Below are 17085 nucleotides of genomic sequence, written 5' to 3' on the forward strand. Positions count from 1 at the left end.
TTAGAGACTATTCCATTAGGCTATTATTACTTGCCATTTTGGCCCTGGGCAGTGCTCGAAATCCTCACGTACTCCGTGTACGCTCCGGTTTCTCCGCGCTGTCCGTGTCCAAACTGCCTGCGACAATTACGCCTGGTGGGATAGGCTCTTAAACCGCATCCGCTGGCTGAACGGCGGCATTTTTAGCTATGTCCCTGTAAGATAAGATAGCGTTACGTCCCTGATCCTTTGCCAGATAAAGTGCGCGGTCGGCATTGGCCAGTGCGCTTTCAAAATCTGTCGTATTCATTGGAGCGTAACCGGCGCTGATGGTGACATGTGTGGCGACCTGATCGTTGAAGCGGTGAGGGATCTCCAGATCCAGCACACACTGACGTATCCGCTCTGCCAGCTTATGGGCAATTGACTCATTGATATTGGTCATCAGAACCAGGAATTCCTCGCCGCCATAGCGGGTTACCACATCGCGGGAACGGACCGCATCACGTATGGCAGTGGATACCCTTGCCAGTGCCTGGTCACCCATCGCATGACCGTAGTTATCGTTGTAAGCTTTAAAATGATCGATATCCAACAACAGTACAAAGTTGTTGCCCGTATCAGAGAGGTTTTCCAGCCGGTTTTTCAGTCCGCGTCGGTTGTACAGACCGGTCAGCGGGTCCAGCATACTCAGGCCGCTGTACTTTTCTTTCTCTTCGTACAGCTCGTGCACCAGTCTGCGGGTAAATATATCGCCACGGCGCTGCATCAGCTGATGCAGCGTAACGCCAATCAGCGGCAGGGCAACGCTAAACAGGATAATCAGTGTGTTCTGGCCCTGATCCAGTAGCAGCACCGCCACCGCGGAGGGCACTGTATGCAGACAAGAAGCCAGCACATGGTTACCAAGCGCAATGACGCTGATAAAAATGACACCGATCAGACTGAGCAGCAGGAAGCTACTGTCAAAATAAAACACCAACTGATACCTGGCCACAATTTGCCACGCCCAAAGTAACCCGGTAAATAGCGATACAATATTTAATATCGGAAATTCACCTTTTAGCCTTAAAAAAAACCAAAGCAATAAGGTCGAGCTGAACATGGCAAGTATTACGGCTGGTGCGATATAGCTAAAAGCGATTTTCTTCGCACTGCTGCTTATAAAAAATAAAGAGGTTGCTGCATTTAAAAAAAGAAATAGCATAAGCGACAGCCGATGTCGGCTGTTAAGCAATTCATCATAGCTTTGTAGTTTCATTAATCTCTACTCGTGATTACCCTGAATCATGCAGGGCGATAAGCAGAACTGCCATTCTGTTTTATTTATGTAATAGTTTTATAATGTTATTATTTAATTTATCACTTATTTCAGGACGGCTTAACTTATCACTTAATAACTATACTGTCATCAGGAGGTGCCATTTTTTCAGCGAATGCGAGCGCAATACCTGATGAAAGATGATAAGCATTACTATATGCTATTGGTAATCATTATCATTTGTAAAAGTGGGGAATAGCCTGATGCTGACAGCAAAAGCGACACTCTGGCAACGATGCGAGAAGTTGGGAAAACGGCTGGACAGCGCATGGGGAGTATTGTTGCCCTGTGCGCTAATGCCGCTGATTATCCTGCTGGATCTTTCCTTTAGCCAATGGCGAACTATGATGGTCATGGCTTTACTGGCCACGCTGGCCATGCTCTGCAACCCACGTTCCCGTCACTATCTGCTGCTGCCTTCCTGTCTTGCGCTGGTGGGCGGTATGGCGGCAATTTCTGCTAATTTTGGCATGTTTTAAGCGAGTCGTGATGGGAGAATGTCACAGGTAACAGTACTGGCAGAGAAAAAGTGCGGAGGAAACAGAATGATAAAGCAGGAAAAAAGCGGAAAGGAATAAAGACCAACATGGTGCGAAGAGAGGGACTTGAACCCTCACGTCCGTTAAGACACTAACACCTGAAGCTAGCGCGTCTACCAATTCCGCCACCTTCGCGTCCTGTCGATCTGCTCATATCACCACATTGGTGCGAAGAGAGGGACTTGAACCCTCACGTCCGTTAAGACACTAACACCTGAAGCTAGCGCGTCTACCAATTCCGCCACCTTCGCGCAGTGCTCTGCGATATGAACTGTATGGTTGTTGGTGCGAAGAGAGGGACTTGAACCCTCACGTCCGTTAGGACACTAACACCTGAAGCTAGCGCGTCTACCAATTCCGCCACCTTCGCATACCGTTAATACAACCATGTTGTATTGCAACCACGGAGGCGCATTCTAGAGGTTTTCCCCAACACGTCAACTGTTATTTAATGCGCTGGCGGAGATCGCGGTAAAAAGCGGCATCGGTAAAAAGGTGCCAGCAAATAAAGTGCGATGGCTCAGAGTTTGCCAGCGTACGCAGTGGCATCACCGACGGTGTTTACGCTGATAACACCTCACAGGCCAGCTAAATTTTGCCGCCGGTGCACAATGCGTTATTTGACATTATTATCCGACAAATAACGGTCACAAACAGTGGTTCCTTATAACAGCCTGTCCCATCAGGCTATTTTATTTGCCAGTTTGTTCCCGGGCAGTGCTCAACATCCTCACGTACCTGGTGTAGGCTCCGGTTTTTGCGCGCTGGCCTTGTCCAGACTGCCGGCGACAATGACGCCCGGTGGGACAGGCTCTAAGCCCGGAGCGTAACATCACTCACCTTTCATCATCATAATGTATACGCCATTCGTCGGTTGTTGCCCTGTTTGAAAAACGGATCTGCCTGAAAATAATAACCAGGGAGTCAATAAAACCGATAGTAAACATCTTCTCACTGCGGTAAAGCGCGACGGAGCAATGACGCTGTAACGATCGTCGGGTTATTCAGGGGGAAATTAAAAAACGTAGGGAATGGTAAAACCAAAAGAAACCTCAGGACTCAACGATAATCTGTACAAAATGCTGTTCGCTGAGGTAAATGAACGACGCAGCTTCGAGGTAATGCCTGTTAAAAATCAACGTTTTTTGAGTGAGCACGCAATTAAAGAGACAACGATATATAACCGGACGATCGCACACCCCATAAATATGCCGCAAACACAGAAGTAGAAAGTTATTAATGATATGAATCTGATTGGCGCGGAGGAAATAATGATGTGCTAACCACAAAACGATCTGTTGTGCAAGAAGGCATCAGCATCGTGAAAGACAAACCAACCTTGCATTAAAACGACAGAATGCTGATAAAATAAAGACATGCGTTGCGCCGGGGCCGCCATGGAAAGCACGCTTATAACCGCTAAGGGATGCAATCAAGAGATCATTAATAATGATGAAACGCGAGAGGCTGTCAATCCGAGGGGCCAAAAGCCATGTCGATAAAAAATACGTGGAGGCGAATATCCTCAGGCGTTAAAAAATGCCTCCCACGCTGATTTATAACAGGCGGCGGGAACAGTTAAATAAAAATCCGCCTTCACAGAAGACGGCATTGATTGCGACCCGTAGAGGTGTAGCAAAATCCTTAAAAAGACGTCTTTGCCTACCCTGTAAGATTTAAATCCAAAACAATAAGGCCGCGCCAAAACCTGTTAATGACCTCGCCCACAGGAGATGGTTTTCAGTTAGAAATAAAAAATTTGCTTTTTTATAAGGTTTATCAGTCGATTGTGATGGTCTGATTGCCCGGCAGGGAAAATGTATCTCTGCCGGACATTAAAAGGCGTTCAGTGCAATTTTTTTTGCAGGTTACTTTCCATCCGGCTGTTTACTGACATAACAGCGGCAATGCTGCACCCGGAAAAATCACGCGTGTAAACGCTGTGTTCAGCCTGAAGCACTTAACGTTTTGCCGAACGGGACCATACCGCACGATAAACTTTAAAGCGTCCGTTTTGCACCAGCACCTCATGGCTGCCAAAGGTTTCATCCAGCACCTGTGGATAAGGCAGAAAAGCATTGGCGACAATGCGCAGTTCACCACCGATATTCAGGTGTTTCACCGCACCCCGGATCAGCTGCTGTGCCGCATCCAGACTGGTCTGCATTCCGTCGTGAAACGGCGGATTGGAGATAATCATGTCAAAGCGACCGTTGACGTTGGAGTAGACATTGCTGGCAAACACTTCACCTTCCAGCCCGTTGGCTGCCAGGGTGGCTTTACTGGCTTGCACCGCCGGGGCGCTGACATCGGTCATGGTCAGACGAACTTTCGGTGAAAATCGCGCCAGCATGGCCGACAACACGCCTGCACCACAGCCGATATCCAGCACTTTACCTTTGCTGTGCGGTGGCAGGGTGGAAAGTAGCAGCTGACTGCCGACATCCAGTCCGTCGCGGCTGAACACGCCCGGCAGCGTTTTGATCGTCAGATCCCCAACGGCATAGTCTGCCCACCATGCCTCTGCATCGAATTGCGGGTTTTTATCCAGCTGGCCATGATAAAGGCCACAACGGCGCGCGCTGTCGATTTTGCTCAACGTGCTCCATTCAGCCAGCATTGGCTCCGCGCTGCGCACGCCACTCCGGTTTTCTCCGACCACGAAAAGATCGCTACCAACGGGCAGTAAAGCGAGCACATTTTGCAGCTGGAACTGTGCTTCCGGTTTATTTTTTGGCCAGAAATAGATAAGCGTGTCGCACTCTGCCGCCGTTTCTGGCGTTGCCAGCAAACCGTAATGCGCATTTTCCCCCAGAGCACGGTTCAGCCTTTGCCAGTGATGGTATTGCTGGGTATGTGCCCGGCTCAGCGCGGTGTCCAATTGGGCTGGCAGGTCATCCTGTAAATCGCCAGCAAACAGGACGCGGCGTTGGGAAAATTCATCACTGTGGCGCAATATCACTTCACTGGCCGGGGTAAATGCAGACATGGAGGGCTCCTCAGAAATCAGAGCCGAGATTATACCTGAATTCACCTTCGTTGCAGCCTGAAGTCACCGCGACAATGGGGTTTGTTGGCGCCGGGTGATGAGGTTTGTTAGCATAGCCCCGCAATCGGGCGACCAGACGGGTATATGATGTCTTGCAGACGTGACTGGTTATTACAACAAATGGGCATAACGCAATATACGCTACGGCGTCCGCGCGCCCTGAAGGGGGAGGTTTCTGTCTCGCTCAGCGAACAGACTCGCCTGCTGATCGTGGCGGAAACGCCGCCGTCTCTGAATGATCCCTTCATCTGTGATGTACTGCGAGCCATGCTGCTCGATGAACATCAGGCCGTCGCGCTTACTCCTGAAGAACAGTCGATGCTGCCTGATGATATCCACTGCATAAGCTGGAGCCTGGGGCTGACCGTCCCGGTTTTTGCTGGCGGTCCACAAATTACTTCGCCAGTGCTGGCGGAGCTTTACCACAATGCCGGTGCGAAGCGCGCACTGTGGCAGCAAATTTCCGACTATGAATCAGATTTCTTTACTGACCACCAATGACCTTGACCGCGCGCTGGTGATTGAACAGCGTAGCCATGCTTTTCCCTGGAGTGAAAAAACGCTGGCCAGTAATCAGGGGGAGCGCTATCTCAATTACCGGCTGGAAGTGGGTGACAGAATGGTGGCATTTGCCATCACTCAGGTAGTACTTGATGAGGCCACCCTGTTTAATCTGGCGGTTGACCCGGATTTTCAGCGGCGGGGTCTTGGACGGGAACTGTTGCAGTTTTTAATTAATGCACTCGCCGCGCGCGGTATCCAGACGCTGTGGCTGGAAGTGCGCGCGTCTAACCGTCCGGCGATTGCACTGTATGAGCAGCTGGACTTCAATGAAGTGTCGGTTCGTCGCAACTATTATCCTGCGACTACCGGTAAGGAAGATGCCATTATCATGGCGCTGACGCTTTGAGATAACCCCGACCGCATCCTGCGGCGTTCACTGACAAAGGCCGTGCTGTAGATGTTAAAAGACTTTGACTGGATTTTATTCGACGCTGACGACACGCTGTTTCATTTTGATGCGCTGGCTGGTTTACAGCGTCTTTTCCGACAGTATGGTGTGGTATTTACCGCCGTGGATTTTGAGGAATATCAGTCGGTTAACAAACCACTGTGGGTGGAGTATCAGAACGGTACCATCACCGCTCAACAGTTACAGTCTCAACGTTTTGTCGCCTGGGCTGGAAAACTGGGGGTCACGCCCGGTGAGCTGAATGCGGGCTATCTGGCGGCAATGGCTGACGTCTGCGTGCCGCTGGCGGGAGCGGTGAACTTACTTAACGCGCTACAGGGCAGGGTGAAGATGGGGATTATCACCAATGGTTTTACCGCGCTACAGCAGGCCCGGCTGCAACGCACCGGTCTGTTGACGTATTTTGATCTGCTGGTGATTTCTGAACAGGTCGGGTATGCCAAACCGCACCCGGCTATCTTTGACCACGCCCTGGAAAAAATGGGCAAGCCGGCGCGAACACGCGTGCTGATGGTCGGTGATAATCCTGACTCAGATATTCTTGGCGGTGTCAGAGCCGGATTAGCCACCTGCTGGTTGAACAGTGAACAACGTCCCGCACCTGTGGATATCCATCCCACCTGGCAGATTAAGAACCTTCTGGAGCTGCAAGAGATTCTCATCTCTTAAGTTTGCCTTTTTCAGATTTTTATCTGTCAATATCGCAGTGGTTACATTTTGTGTGAGCCACTGCGCTATAAAATATCTCTGTAACGATATTTTCTTCTTAAAACTCATAAAACAAAAAAAACACCGACGTTTTTCGGCCTGAACAGGGCCATTCCACGCTTCATTCATATAACATTTTGTTATTTAAATTTTAATAAAATTACATTCTCAAGAATAATAATCACAAAATTTAACCATATGACTAAGATTAATCCTGGATGAGCTGGGCCATTCAGAGTGAATTTACCTTATTTCTATCACATAAGAAATTTTGAACAATTAAGGCAATACCACGAATCGTTGAATAATTGGAAGGGTGCTGTAAACTTGCCGAAAATTTCATATTAAACTGTAACCTGAGTTACGGGCTTAGTGCTTCAGCGCTGGCTCGTGCGGTAGCTATGGTAAATCATCTCTATATAAATTATTGTTTTTATTAATAATTTTATTTGGTTTTGCCTCTGATTAAGATCCTGATATTGTTTGGCGACAGGCTGAAGTCCGACGGTTTTTTGGGATTTTTTTCAGATTCTTTAACGCGCTGCGAGCGGGTAAAGGCGGCGGTTGAGGTGGTTTTGGTGAAGTTTTGGTCGATGGTGGGAATTTTTTCCGATCGCAGTGCTTTACTAACCCCCGACTACCTATCGCCGGCAGGACCTCTTTCTGTGGTAATGGGTGGTTTTTTTTCGTGACTGAGCAGTGAAGCGCGCCTTCGGCCGCGATGTGCTGATGAATGGTGTCACCGGTTACTTGTAACTGGTGCGACCATTCTTTCCCATTGCCCCTGCATACCTTCCTGTTGCGTGCCGACGACCGGCTGACTTCGCTGCCGGTCAGGACATCTCTTTGCTTGGTCACACGTCTCCAGACCATTTTGTGTCTTTATTTTTGATAAAACTTCATGAGGATCATGGTGAAAACTCGAATCGCATTAAGCCTGCTTTTTGTTTTAACAGTTGCCGGATGTAAGGCGCCCCCCGTTCCGGTAACGGATGACACCATCGTGTCCAGCACCGTTGACGGCGTGAAACTGACTTACCGCCGCGCGATACAGCCGCCTGCGTCTTTCACTCCGGTGAATGAAGAGTACCGTGCGCTGTACAACGCCTCCGTGATGACCCGTCCTGACTTTGGTGGCAAGGTCGTCATTCATCTGGAAAACGGCAAGCCTTACACGGTACTCGGCACGGTTGAGAACAACTGGTTTGCACTGGCGGAGCAGGGACAGGAGCAGCTGGTGGGTTACGTGCCGCTGCGTGCGTTGGTGAAAAGCGATCTTTACGACCAGACGGTGAAAGCAGACTCACGTCGTAAACGTGTTCGCGCCAGCGCGAAAAAAACCTGCGTTGCAGTCGATGGCGACAACAAAGCCTGCCAGAACAGCAATAACGGAACCTGGATCATCAACTGATAACGCGCTAATGGCCGCATCAATATGAACAGATATCGCCTACTGCGCCTGAGTGTTCAGGCGCTTTTCCTGATGGTATTTACCCTGCTTTCAGGTTGCAGTTCTTCTTCTCACAGCGTCCCCACACACTACAGCCTGGTTTTTCGGGCTCATCCGCAGGTCAATGATGCCGCGCCGCTCAAGGTACGTGTATTGTTGCTCAAATCGGACGCCGACTTCATGTCGGCTGATTTCTATTCATTGCAGAATAATGCTGCCGGATTACTGGGTGGCAACCTGCTGAACAGCGATCAGTTCTTCCTGATGCCGGGACAGCTCAACAAAGCCCTGAAGGGACAAACCACACCCGACGCGCGCTATATCGGGATCCTTGCTGAATATCAGTCTCTCGATGGTAAAAAGTGGCGACTTTCCCTGCCGCTGCCCGTCCCTGATGAAGGCCATTTTTATCAAATCTGGCACAGCTCATCAGAAGAACTGAAAGCCGACATTATTGCGGATATCAGCGGACTACGCGCCGTCAGCGAATGATTCCAGCCTGAAAACGGAAGCCATTATGAATAAAGCAGAAAAAGTGGTCTGGACCGAGGGCATGTTTCTGCGCCCGCACCATTTCCAGCAGTCAGAAAGCTACCAGCAGAGCCAGCTACGCAACTGGGGAATGGCCATGCGCCCCTGGCTCTGGGGCTTTCTGGACTATGAACTTGACGAAGCCATGCTACGTCAGGGAAAAATTGCCCTCAGCTCGGCCAGTGGTCTGCTGCCTGATGGCACCTTTTTCTCGTTCCGCGATGCGCGTAACGCGCCGGCACCGCTGGCGGTACCGGACAGCCAGGCCAATGGAAAAGTGGTGCTGGCGCTCCCTGCAAGGCGTAACGGACGTGAAGAAGTTATCTTCAGTGACGCCGCCGATTCGCTGGCCCGCTATATTACTTACGAGCAGGAAGTGGATGATTTTAATGCACTTTCCGTTGGTCCCGCACCGCTACAGTTTGGCAGGTTGCGCCTGCGTCTGATGCTGGAAAGCGAGCTATCCGCCGAATGGACAGCGATGGCGGTGGTGAAAGTGATGGAAAAACGTAGCGACAACCAGCTACGTCTGGACACTGGCTACATCCCACCGATGCTGAATGCAATTGCCCATCCTCAGCTGTATGACTACCTGAATGACATGCTTGGTTTGCTGGAGCAGCGTAGCCAGCAGATCGGCCAGCGCCTGCAACAGCCAGGCCGCTTTAACACCGCCGATATGACGGATTTTATGTTGCTGGCACTGATTAACCACCACGTTGGGCACGTCAGCCATCTGAAGAATGTGCCGTTGCTGCACCCTGAACAACTGTTTTCCACCTGGCTGGCGTTTGCCAGTGAACTGACCACCTACACGCCGCAGCGCTTCCCGGATGGGAACCTGCCGGTGTATGACCATGACGAGCTGGCCTGGTGCTTCGGCAAACTGATGCTGTTGCTACGCCAGGGACTGTCTCAGGTGCTGGAAGAGAACGCCATTCAACTGCCGCTGACCGAACGCTCGCACGGCCTCAATGTGGCCACCGTGCCAGAGACATCAATGGTGCGCGAGTTTGGCTTTGTGCTGGCCGTGCGTGCCAACGTGCCTGGCGACGCATTGCAGACCCACTTCCCGGCACAGATGAAAGTCGCACCGGTAACCAAAATCCGCGACCTGGTACAGTTACAGCTACCGGGCATGGTGCTGCGTGCCATGCCGGTTGCACCGCCGCAAATTCCCTGGCATGCCGGTTACAGCTATTTCGAATTAGAGAAGGGCAGTGAACTGTGGCATGAGATGGAAAAGTCCGGCACCTTCGCACTTCATCTGGCCGGTGATTTCCCCGGACTGGCGATGGAGTTCTGGGCCATTCGTAGTCACTCAGCCTGACGCAGGGAGCAGGGATCATGCAGGAACGACAGGCCACCCCCCAGGGTGACATCTTTTCAGGTGCCAGCAATAATAACCCGCTGGTTGCGGCGGCAAACGCCTTACTCAACGCGATTCCCCAGATCCGCCATTCGGTCACCCATGCCGATCCGGGCGGGCTGCGTCAGCGGCTGATCGATGAAATTCGCCAGTTCGAAATGAACTGCCAGCGTGCCGGTCTGCCCTATGAAGTGATTATTGGTGCGCGCTACTGTCTGTGCACCGCGCTGGACGAAGCGGCGGCGCTCACCCCCTGGGGCAGCCGTGGCGTCTGGCCAGGACAAGGGCTGCTGGTCACCTTCCATAACGAAACCTGGGGGGGCGAAAAATTCTTCCAGCTGCTGGCCAAGCTGTCACAAAACCCGCGTGAGCAGATTGTTCTGCTGGAACTGATTAACTACTGCTTACAGCTTGGTTTTGAAGGGCGCTACCGCGTGCTGGACAACGGGCGCTCGCAGCTGGAAACCATCAAGCAGCGTCTGTTACAGATGATCCGCTCCGTGCGTGGCGGCTATCCACCGCCGCTTTCTCCCCATCCCGAAGACCATCCTGTTACGCGAAAACTGTGGCGTCCGGTGGTGCCACTGTGGGCCTGCACTGCGCTGGTCGGTTTCCTCGCCTGTCTGTTTTATATCCTGCTCAACTGGCGGCTGGGCGATGCCACCAGTCCGGTGCTGGCGTCAGTCTGGCAGATGCCTCTGCCGGAAGTGACCATCCATAACCCAGCGCCCCCCCCGCCCGCCGCGCTCAACCTGAAAGGGTTCCTGCGTCCTGAGATCGAACAGGGGCTGGTCTCGGTGAAAGACGAAGCGGATCAAAGCGTGGTGACGCTGAAAGGCGATGGTCTGTTTACCTCCGGCTCCACCGCCGTGCGGGGGCGCTATGAAGAGGTACTCGACCGCGTGGCACAGGCGATGAACAACGTCAGTGGCCGCATTCTGGTGATTGGCTACAGCGATAACGTGCCGATCCGCAGTGCGCGCTTCGCGTCTAACTACGAGCTTTCTCTGGCGCGCGCCCAGTCGGTGCAGGAGCGTCTGCAACAGCATCTCAGCCAGCCGCAGCGGGTAAAAGCCGAAGGCCGTGGGGAAAGCAACCCGCTGGTACCAAACACCAGTGCAGAAAATCGCGCACGCAACCGCCGTGTTGACATCACGCTGTTGGTTTCCCCGCAGAACACCCGCGCGGAACTGAATGTGCAGCAAGGAAATTAACGGATGATGAATATTCTCTTTGCCATCATGACCAACCGGCTGCTATGGGGCTTTGTCGGGATCACCGCGCTTTCTTTCATCATCTGGGTGATTGGGCCAGTATTCTCGATTGTTGACTCCCGTCCGCTGGAGCCGGAAGTAAACCGCCAGATCAGTATCGCGCTGCTTTATATCGCCTGGGGACTGAGCAATCTGGTGCCTCGTCTGTATAACGCCTGGCTGAACCGCAAACTGATGGGCAGTCTGAAGAATGCCCCGGAAGAGAGCGGCGACAACGATCGTAAGCGGCTGACCAGCGAAGATCGCGTGCTGTCCGAGCGCTTCACCGAGGCGGCAGAGATGCTGAAAAAAGCGCATTTCAGCCGCTCCGGTAATCACCGCTGGACGCAGCGCTTCAGCCGTCAGTACCTGTATCAGCTTCCCTGGTATGTGATTATTGGTGCGCCTGGCGCCGGTAAAACCACCGCGCTGGTCAATTCCGGGTTGCAGTTTCCGCTGGCTGAACGCTTTGGTAAAGCCGCCCTGAGAGGGATCGGCGGTACGCGTAACTGCGACTGGTGGTTCACCAATGAAGCGGTGCTGCTGGACACGGCCGGCCGCTATACCACTCAGGAAAGTGAACAGCAGCAGGACGCGGGCGAGTGGAACAACTTTGTCGGACTGCTGCGTAAATACCGTGGCCGCCAGCCGATCAATGGGGTCATTATCACCGTCAGCGTTTCTGATTTGTTGACCCAATCAGCGGAGGCGTCCCGTCAGCAGGCGCTTTCCCTGCGTCAGCGACTGACCGAGCTACACGAACAGCTTGGTATTCGCTTCCCGGTTTACGTGCTGGTGACGAAAACCGATTTGCTGAAGGGATTCCGCGCGTACTTCGCCAAATTCGATAAAGCACAGCGCGATCAGGTATGGGGCTTCACCTTTCCTTGGGAGCGTTCGAAACAGGCGGATTTCGATCTGCAAAGCGCTTTCACTCAGGAATATGCCCTGCTGCAACAGCGTCTGGATGCAGGGCTGCCGGATACGCTGCTTCAGGAAAGCGATGCCAAAGCCCGTGCGGAAAGCTTCCTGTTTCCACAGGAGTTTGCCGCCTTGCGTCCCTTGCTGACTGACTATCTGGACACGGTGTTTGCCCGCTCCAACTTTGAAACCCAGTTCTCGCCGCGCGGTATTTACTTTGCCAGTGGCACCCAGGAAGGGCTGCCGTTCGACCGCGTAATGGGCGAGCTGAGCCGGGCGCTGCAACTGCCGCAGGATCAAGGCAGCCAGAGCGGTGCTTGGGACAATGTGAGTAAAGAAGCGCCTGTTCCGGGTAATAAAGGCCAGAGCTTCTTCCTGAAGGATCTGCTGCTCAATGTCATCTTCCAGGAGGCCGGGCTGGCGGGCAGCAACCGCTGGTGGGAGTTCCGTAACCGTGCGGTGCTCTGGTCGGGTTATGTGGCGCTGGCCGTGGCGCTGGTCATCGCTGGTTTGCTGTGGATAACCAGCTTCAGCAACAACAAAAGCTACCTGGCCTATGTGCAGGGCAAAGTGCCAAAAGTGACCGCGCTGAGCCGGTCGTTACAGGCCAGTAACCTGACCGATCTTTATGCCTTGCTGCCCTTTCTGAACGGCGTGCTTTCCCTGCCGGAGAGCGACGATTTTGATATTAACGATCCGCCGGTGACCCGCCGGATGGGGCTGTATCGTGGGGGAGAAGTAAGCGACGCCAGCATGACGCTGTACCAGAAATCCCTCAAACAGCTACTGATGCCGCAGGTGGCGATGCTTATCACCACCTGGTTGCGTAACGATAACGGTAGCGATGCGGACTACAGCTATGAGGCGCTGAAAGCCTATCAGATGCTCTACCAGCCGAAGCATTACGACGGTAAGTTCCTGCACGCGTGGGTGATGTTGAATATTCAGCGCAACCAGCCGCAGAATGTCACCTCGGCGCAGATCAAGCAGCTGGACTGGCACCTGATGCAGTTGCTGGAAACACAGATCCAGGCCTCGCCGTATGCCGTGGATGACACGCTGGTAAAGCGCGAGCAGGCGCTGATTAATCAGATGCCGCTGTCACAGCGCGTTTACGGACGCCTGAAGCGCCTGCTGGAACGTGATGACAGCCTGAAGCCGGTCTCTCTGGCATCGCTGGGCGGGCCACAGAGCGAGCTGGTGTTCTCGCGCAAAAGCGGTAAATCCATTGGTGACGGTATTTCGGGGCTGTTCACCCCGGAAGGCTACTGGGGCAGCTTTGACCGGAATATCGAGGCGGTAACGGCATCACTGCATGATGATGACCAGTGGGTGCTGGGTGGGCAGGCGCAGAGTGAAAACAAACAGCAGACTGACCTTGCGGTGCGCCAGCGCTATATGGCGGACTACATGCGCGAGTGGGATGCACTGTTGCAGGATATTACGCTGAACAGCAGTGCCGATCTCTCCCAACGTATCAACGCGGCGCGGCTGCTCTCCAGCAGCAACTCGCCGTTGCGTAAGCTGGTTATTAACCTCAGCCATTACCTGGTGCTGGATAAAGCGGTTGCGGGGGATGAAAAAGCGCAGGACAAAAAAGAGAATGCGTCTGACAGCAGCGCCAGCAGTACGCTGCAGGTACTGTTCCACTCCAGCCAGGCCGCCACGGCGGCAAGCCAGCAGCAGCAAACGCCTGAGCAGTCAGTAACCGCTCACTTCGCTCCGGTGATCGAACTGGCCCAGCCGCTGGACAAAGGTGGAAAAACCATCGCCTTTGATGATTTTCTTAAGCAAATCGACGATCTCTATCGCTATCTGACGGCGGTACAGGATGCGGCGAACAGTGGGATGCCACCACCGGCGGGGGATTCCATCAGCCGCCTGCAGGCCAGCGCCGGACGTCTGCCCGGCTCGCTGCAAAACATGTTCACCAGCATGGCGGTGGGTGCCAGCAGCGATACGCGCCAGCGCGATCTCGACAACGTGCGCAAGCGTATTAACGTTGAAGTAGGTAGCTTCTGCCGCCAGGCGATTGCCGGTCGCTATCCGCTTTCCCGCGCGGGTCGTTCAGAAGTCACACCGGACGACCTCGCCCGCATGTTTGCCCCCGGCACCGGTCTGATGGACAGTTTCTTTCGCGACAATCTGGCTAACAAGGTGGATACCACCCAGGCCAACTGGCGTTTCACGCCGGGCATTGATGGCAAAACCTTACCCGGTGGCGAGAGCGTGCTGCGTCCTTTCCAGCAGGCACAAAACATTCGGGATGCGTTCTTTGCCAACGGTGCGACCACGCCTTCATTTCGCGTCACCGTGCGCACCCAGCAGATGGACAACGACATCCTGACCATGACGCTGGACGTCGACGGTCAGCAGTTGCACTACAGCCACGGTCCGCAGGCGGTGCAGTTGGTCAGCTGGCCCGGACCGGGTGGAACCAGCCAGGTAAGGATGCAACTGGGGCTGGCCAGTGGGACCAGCGCGACGCTGGTCACTAACGGTGCCTGGGCGCTGAACCGTTTCTTCGATCGGGCACAGCTTTCGCAGGGCAGCAGTGGCCTCAGCCGCCTGGCCACCTTTAATGTCAACGGCCACCGTGTGACGCTGGAGTTCACGCCCAACAGTATCCGTAATCCATTCCAGCTTCCCGGGTTCTCATGCCCGTAACCGCAAGGAAATGATGATGAGCCAGACACCTGCGATTGGCTGGTACGGCAAATTGCCCAGTGCCGGTGATTTTCTCAAGCGACGCTTTCCTGAAACGCTGTGGCAGCAGTGGACCCAGTGGTTTCAGGTGGGACTGATGAACTGGCAAAAAAATCCTGAGCAGCGCCCGGAAGGCGAAAGGCAGTTCGGCAACGCCCCGGTGTGGAATTTTGTGGTGCCGCCCATGTTGGGCAGCCAGCTGGTGCAGATGGGCTGCCTGCTGCCGGCGCGTGACAGCGTGGGGCGGCAATATCCGGTATGCGCCCTGGTGACCTTTTCACCGCAGAACTGGAGTCAGTCGCGGCTGGCGATGGCGGGTGAATGGTATCAGCAGCTGGGCAGGTGCCTGCTGCATGGGGTGCGTAACGGTCACTCCGTCGAACAGCTCGATCGCATGCTACTGAGTATTGCGCCGCTGCCGCAGCAGGAAGACGCTTGTGGCATTCTGGATGTGATTGGCCACGCTGACCGTCCCTCCACCCTGAGCTGGCAACAGGTGTCGGACTGCTTCGATCCACAGCAGTACACCAGTTTTTGGTGGACCAATCAGACCGATGGCTACCCGCTGTATACCCACGTACACAGCGGCAACTTCACCGGCCAGCTGTTTTCGATGCTGTTTGATCCGGCTGCGGGATCAAAGCCCGGACGTCACGGCCTTTACCCTCCCATGTTTGAGTAACTGAGCATAAACACCATGAATATTGATGCGTTACTTGCGCCGATCGCCCCCGACAGCCCCTGTGGTGAAAACCTGGAATACGATGCTGACTACATGGCAATGGAGCAGGCCAGTGCGGGTAAAGCGGAACAGCAGTTTGGCGACACAATTATTCCGGCTGAGCCGGCGGACTGGAACAAAGTAGAACGGCTGGCCAGTGAGTTGCTGACCCGCAGCAAGGATCTACGGGTGATGCTGGCGCTGACCCGCGCCTGGACTCAGCTGCGTGGATTGTCTGGCTACGCCGACGGGCTGCAGCTGATCCAACAGTCATTGCTGCTGTACTGGGAACCGCTGTGGCCGCTGCTTGAAGAAGACGGCGAGCGCGATCCTTTCTACCGTGTCAATGCGCTGGCGGCGTTAAGCGATAAGTCAGCACTCACTTCTGCCATGCGTCAGGCCCCGTTGCTACGTAATGCGTCAGATCAGATTTCCCTGCGTGATGCCTGTGCGCTGCTGGACGGTAGCAAAACCGAATGCCCTGAGTTCCCCGGCGGCCTTGCCAGGCTGACCGATGAACTGTCGCGTGGTGAACAACCCGGCATAGCAGCTATTCTCAGTATAAGTGAGCGGTTACAAACCATTCGTGACACCCTGACGGAACATCTGGGGGAAAGCGGGTTGCCGGAGATGGAACAGCTGATGAAAACGGTGAAGATTGTCGCTACCGCCTGTGAAGTGACCGATCTTAGCGCGATGATCCCGACCGGTTTCACTGAGGCCCTCCATAATGTGGTGGAAACGCCACAGGCAAAACCTGTGCAGAAGGAAACCGACTGGCGCAGCGCAAAAATTGCGTCGCGAACCGATGCTCAGCTGATGCTGGAAAAAGTAAAGCAGTACTTTGTACAGCACGAGCCAAGCCATCCGGCTCCGCTGATGATTGACCGCGTAAAGCGGATGATCGACATGGACTTTATGGACATTATTCGTGACCTGACGCCGGACGGCGTTCACCAGTTGGAAAATATCTTCGGACGCCGCGACAACTGAGTCGTCGCATTTACTGACACACACCTCACCTGACTTCGGAGAACAGCATGGCAGGCAAATCCAGTGGGCAAAAATTTATCGCCCGTAACCGCGCACCGCGCGTGCAGATCGAATATGACGTGGAGATCTATGGTGCGGAACGCAAAATCCAGCTGCCTTTTGTGATGGGCGTACTGGCCGATCTGGTTGGCAAACCGGTTGAAGGGCTGCCATCCGTTGACGAACGTAAATTCCTTGAAATCGACATCGATAATTTCGACGAGCGGATGAAATCGCTCAAGCCTCGCGTGGCTTTCCAGGCGGATAACACGCTGACCGGTGAAGGCCGACTGAATGTCGATCTGACCTTTAACAGCATGGAAGACTTCTCGCCGGATGCGGTGGCCCGTAACGTTGAGCCGTTGAGCAAACTGCTCGATGCACGCACCCAGCTTTCCAACCTGTTGACCTATATGGACGGCAAAAACGGTGCGGAAGAGTTGATCTCTAAAATCCTTCAGGACCCGACGCTGCTTAAATCATTGAGCCACCTGCCAAAGCAGGAAGATGCGTCCAAAGGTGAGGAGGAGTAA

Annotated in this window: 14 protein-coding genes and 3 tRNA genes; 12 read left to right on the forward strand and 5 right to left on the reverse strand. The window is 53.7% G+C overall.

The features are described 5' to 3' along the window. Positions 1-148 precede the first annotated feature (148 nt). Positions 149-1240, reverse strand: a complete 1092-nt coding sequence (locus tag EB241_RS17720) for a GGDEF domain-containing protein (protein ID WP_124234423.1) — start codon at positions 1238-1240, stop codon at positions 149-151. A gap of 263 nt (positions 1241-1503) precedes the next feature. Here EB241_RS17720 and EB241_RS17725 point away from each other — a divergent pair, with 263 nt between their 5' ends. Further along, complete coding sequence (locus EB241_RS17725; RefSeq protein WP_124234424.1) at positions 1504-1779, forward strand: DUF1435 domain-containing protein; 276 nt, start codon at positions 1504-1506, stop codon at positions 1777-1779. Positions 1780-1887: 108 nt separating this feature from the next. Here the strand turns inward: EB241_RS17725 and EB241_RS17730 are convergent. The 4 genes from EB241_RS17730 to rsmC all read right to left on the reverse strand — a co-directional run bounded on the left by EB241_RS17730 (position 1888) and on the right by rsmC (position 4828). Beyond that, positions 1888-1974 (reverse strand) — tRNA-Leu (locus EB241_RS17730). A gap of 29 nt (positions 1975-2003) precedes the next feature. Continuing rightward, positions 2004-2090 (reverse strand) — tRNA-Leu (locus EB241_RS17735). Positions 2091-2122: 32 nt separating this feature from the next. After that, positions 2123-2209 (reverse strand) — tRNA-Leu (locus EB241_RS17740). Positions 2210-3799: 1590 nt separating this feature from the next. Further along, positions 3800-4828 carry a 16S rRNA (guanine(1207)-N(2))-methyltransferase RsmC gene (gene rsmC, locus EB241_RS17745; protein WP_124234425.1) on the reverse strand — a complete coding sequence of 343 codons (1029 nt, stop codon included), beginning with the start codon at positions 4826-4828 and terminating at the stop codon, positions 3800-3802. Positions 4829-4975: 147 nt separating this feature from the next. Here rsmC and EB241_RS17750 point away from each other — a divergent pair, with 147 nt between their 5' ends. From EB241_RS17750 to tssB, 11 genes are all read left to right on the forward strand, one after another. Continuing rightward, entirely contained in the window at positions 4976-5389 is a 414-nt protein-coding gene (locus EB241_RS17750) for a DNA polymerase III subunit psi (protein ID WP_124234462.1), read from the forward strand. Continuing rightward, positions 5358-5798 carry a ribosomal protein S18-alanine N-acetyltransferase gene (gene rimI, locus EB241_RS17755; RefSeq protein ID WP_124234426.1) on the forward strand — a complete coding sequence of 147 codons (441 nt, stop codon included), beginning with the start codon at positions 5358-5360 and terminating at the stop codon, positions 5796-5798. The genes EB241_RS17750 and rimI overlap by 32 nt, the downstream gene beginning before the upstream one ends. 51 nt (positions 5799-5849) lie before the next feature. Further along, on the forward strand, positions 5850-6530 hold the full coding sequence (yjjG, locus tag EB241_RS17760) for a pyrimidine 5'-nucleotidase (protein WP_124234427.1): 681 nt from the start codon (positions 5850-5852) through the stop codon (positions 6528-6530). A 949-nt stretch (positions 6531-7479) separates the two neighbouring features. Continuing rightward, complete coding sequence (locus EB241_RS17765) at positions 7480-7980, forward strand: SH3 domain-containing protein (RefSeq protein ID WP_124234428.1); 501 nt, start codon at positions 7480-7482, stop codon at positions 7978-7980. 24 nt (positions 7981-8004) lie between these two features. Then, positions 8005-8511, forward strand: a complete 507-nt coding sequence (gene tssJ / locus EB241_RS17770; protein ID WP_124234429.1) for a type VI secretion system lipoprotein TssJ — start codon at positions 8005-8007, stop codon at positions 8509-8511. A gap of 25 nt (positions 8512-8536) precedes the next feature. Next, positions 8537-9880 carry a type VI secretion system baseplate subunit TssK gene (gene tssK, locus EB241_RS17775; RefSeq protein ID WP_124234430.1) on the forward strand — a complete coding sequence of 448 codons (1344 nt, stop codon included), beginning with the start codon at positions 8537-8539 and terminating at the stop codon, positions 9878-9880. A 17-nt stretch (positions 9881-9897) separates the two neighbouring features. After that, positions 9898-11133, forward strand: coding sequence for a DotU family type VI secretion system protein (locus EB241_RS17780; RefSeq protein WP_199737384.1), 1236 nt, complete (start codon positions 9898-9900; stop codon positions 11131-11133). A gap of 3 nt (positions 11134-11136) precedes the next feature. Beyond that, a complete protein-coding gene (tssM, locus tag EB241_RS17785; RefSeq protein WP_124234432.1) occupies positions 11137-14760 on the forward strand; it encodes a type VI secretion system membrane subunit TssM in 3624 nt (1207 codons plus the stop codon). Positions 14761-14776: 16 nt separating this feature from the next. After that, positions 14777-15481: a type VI secretion system-associated protein TagF gene (tagF, locus tag EB241_RS17790; protein WP_199737385.1), complete on the forward strand. Its 705-nt coding sequence runs from the start codon at positions 14777-14779 to the stop codon at positions 15479-15481. A 15-nt stretch (positions 15482-15496) separates the two neighbouring features. Then, positions 15497-16513 carry a type VI secretion system protein TssA gene (gene tssA, locus EB241_RS17795; protein ID WP_124234434.1) on the forward strand — a complete coding sequence of 339 codons (1017 nt, stop codon included), beginning with the start codon at positions 15497-15499 and terminating at the stop codon, positions 16511-16513. Between the two features lie 47 nt (positions 16514-16560). After that, positions 16561-17085, forward strand: coding sequence for a type VI secretion system contractile sheath small subunit (gene tssB, locus EB241_RS17800; RefSeq protein WP_124234435.1), 525 nt, complete (start codon positions 16561-16563; stop codon positions 17083-17085).

The organism is Erwinia psidii, from assembly GCF_003846135.1.
Classification (GTDB): Bacteria; Pseudomonadota; Gammaproteobacteria; order Enterobacterales; family Enterobacteriaceae; genus Erwinia; species Erwinia psidii.

Coding starts and splice junctions, on each gene's coding strand:
- EB241_RS17720 (WP_124234423.1), bottom strand. CDS start 1,240: ATGAAACTACAAAGCTATGATGAATTGCTTAACAGCCGACATCGGCTG.
- EB241_RS17725 (WP_124234424.1), top strand. CDS start 1,504: ATGCTGACAGCAAAAGCGACACTCTGGCAACGATGCGAGAAGTTGGGA.
- rsmC (WP_124234425.1), bottom strand. CDS start 4,828: ATGTCTGCATTTACCCCGGCCAGTGAAGTGATATTGCGCCACAGTGAT.
- EB241_RS17750 (WP_124234462.1), top strand. CDS start 4,976: ATGTCTTGCAGACGTGACTGGTTATTACAACAAATGGGCATAACGCAA.
- rimI (WP_124234426.1), top strand. CDS start 5,358: ATGAATCAGATTTCTTTACTGACCACCAATGACCTTGACCGCGCGCTG.
- yjjG (WP_124234427.1), top strand. CDS start 5,850: ATGTTAAAAGACTTTGACTGGATTTTATTCGACGCTGACGACACGCTG.
- EB241_RS17765 (WP_124234428.1), top strand. CDS start 7,480: ATGGTGAAAACTCGAATCGCATTAAGCCTGCTTTTTGTTTTAACAGTT.
- tssJ (WP_124234429.1), top strand. CDS start 8,005: ATGAACAGATATCGCCTACTGCGCCTGAGTGTTCAGGCGCTTTTCCTG.
- tssK (WP_124234430.1), top strand. CDS start 8,537: ATGAATAAAGCAGAAAAAGTGGTCTGGACCGAGGGCATGTTTCTGCGC.
- EB241_RS17780 (WP_199737384.1), top strand. CDS start 9,898: ATGCAGGAACGACAGGCCACCCCCCAGGGTGACATCTTTTCAGGTGCC.
- tssM (WP_124234432.1), top strand. CDS start 11,137: ATGATGAATATTCTCTTTGCCATCATGACCAACCGGCTGCTATGGGGC.
- tagF (WP_199737385.1), top strand. CDS start 14,777: ATGAGCCAGACACCTGCGATTGGCTGGTACGGCAAATTGCCCAGTGCC.
- tssA (WP_124234434.1), top strand. CDS start 15,497: ATGAATATTGATGCGTTACTTGCGCCGATCGCCCCCGACAGCCCCTGT.
- tssB (WP_124234435.1), top strand. CDS start 16,561: ATGGCAGGCAAATCCAGTGGGCAAAAATTTATCGCCCGTAACCGCGCA.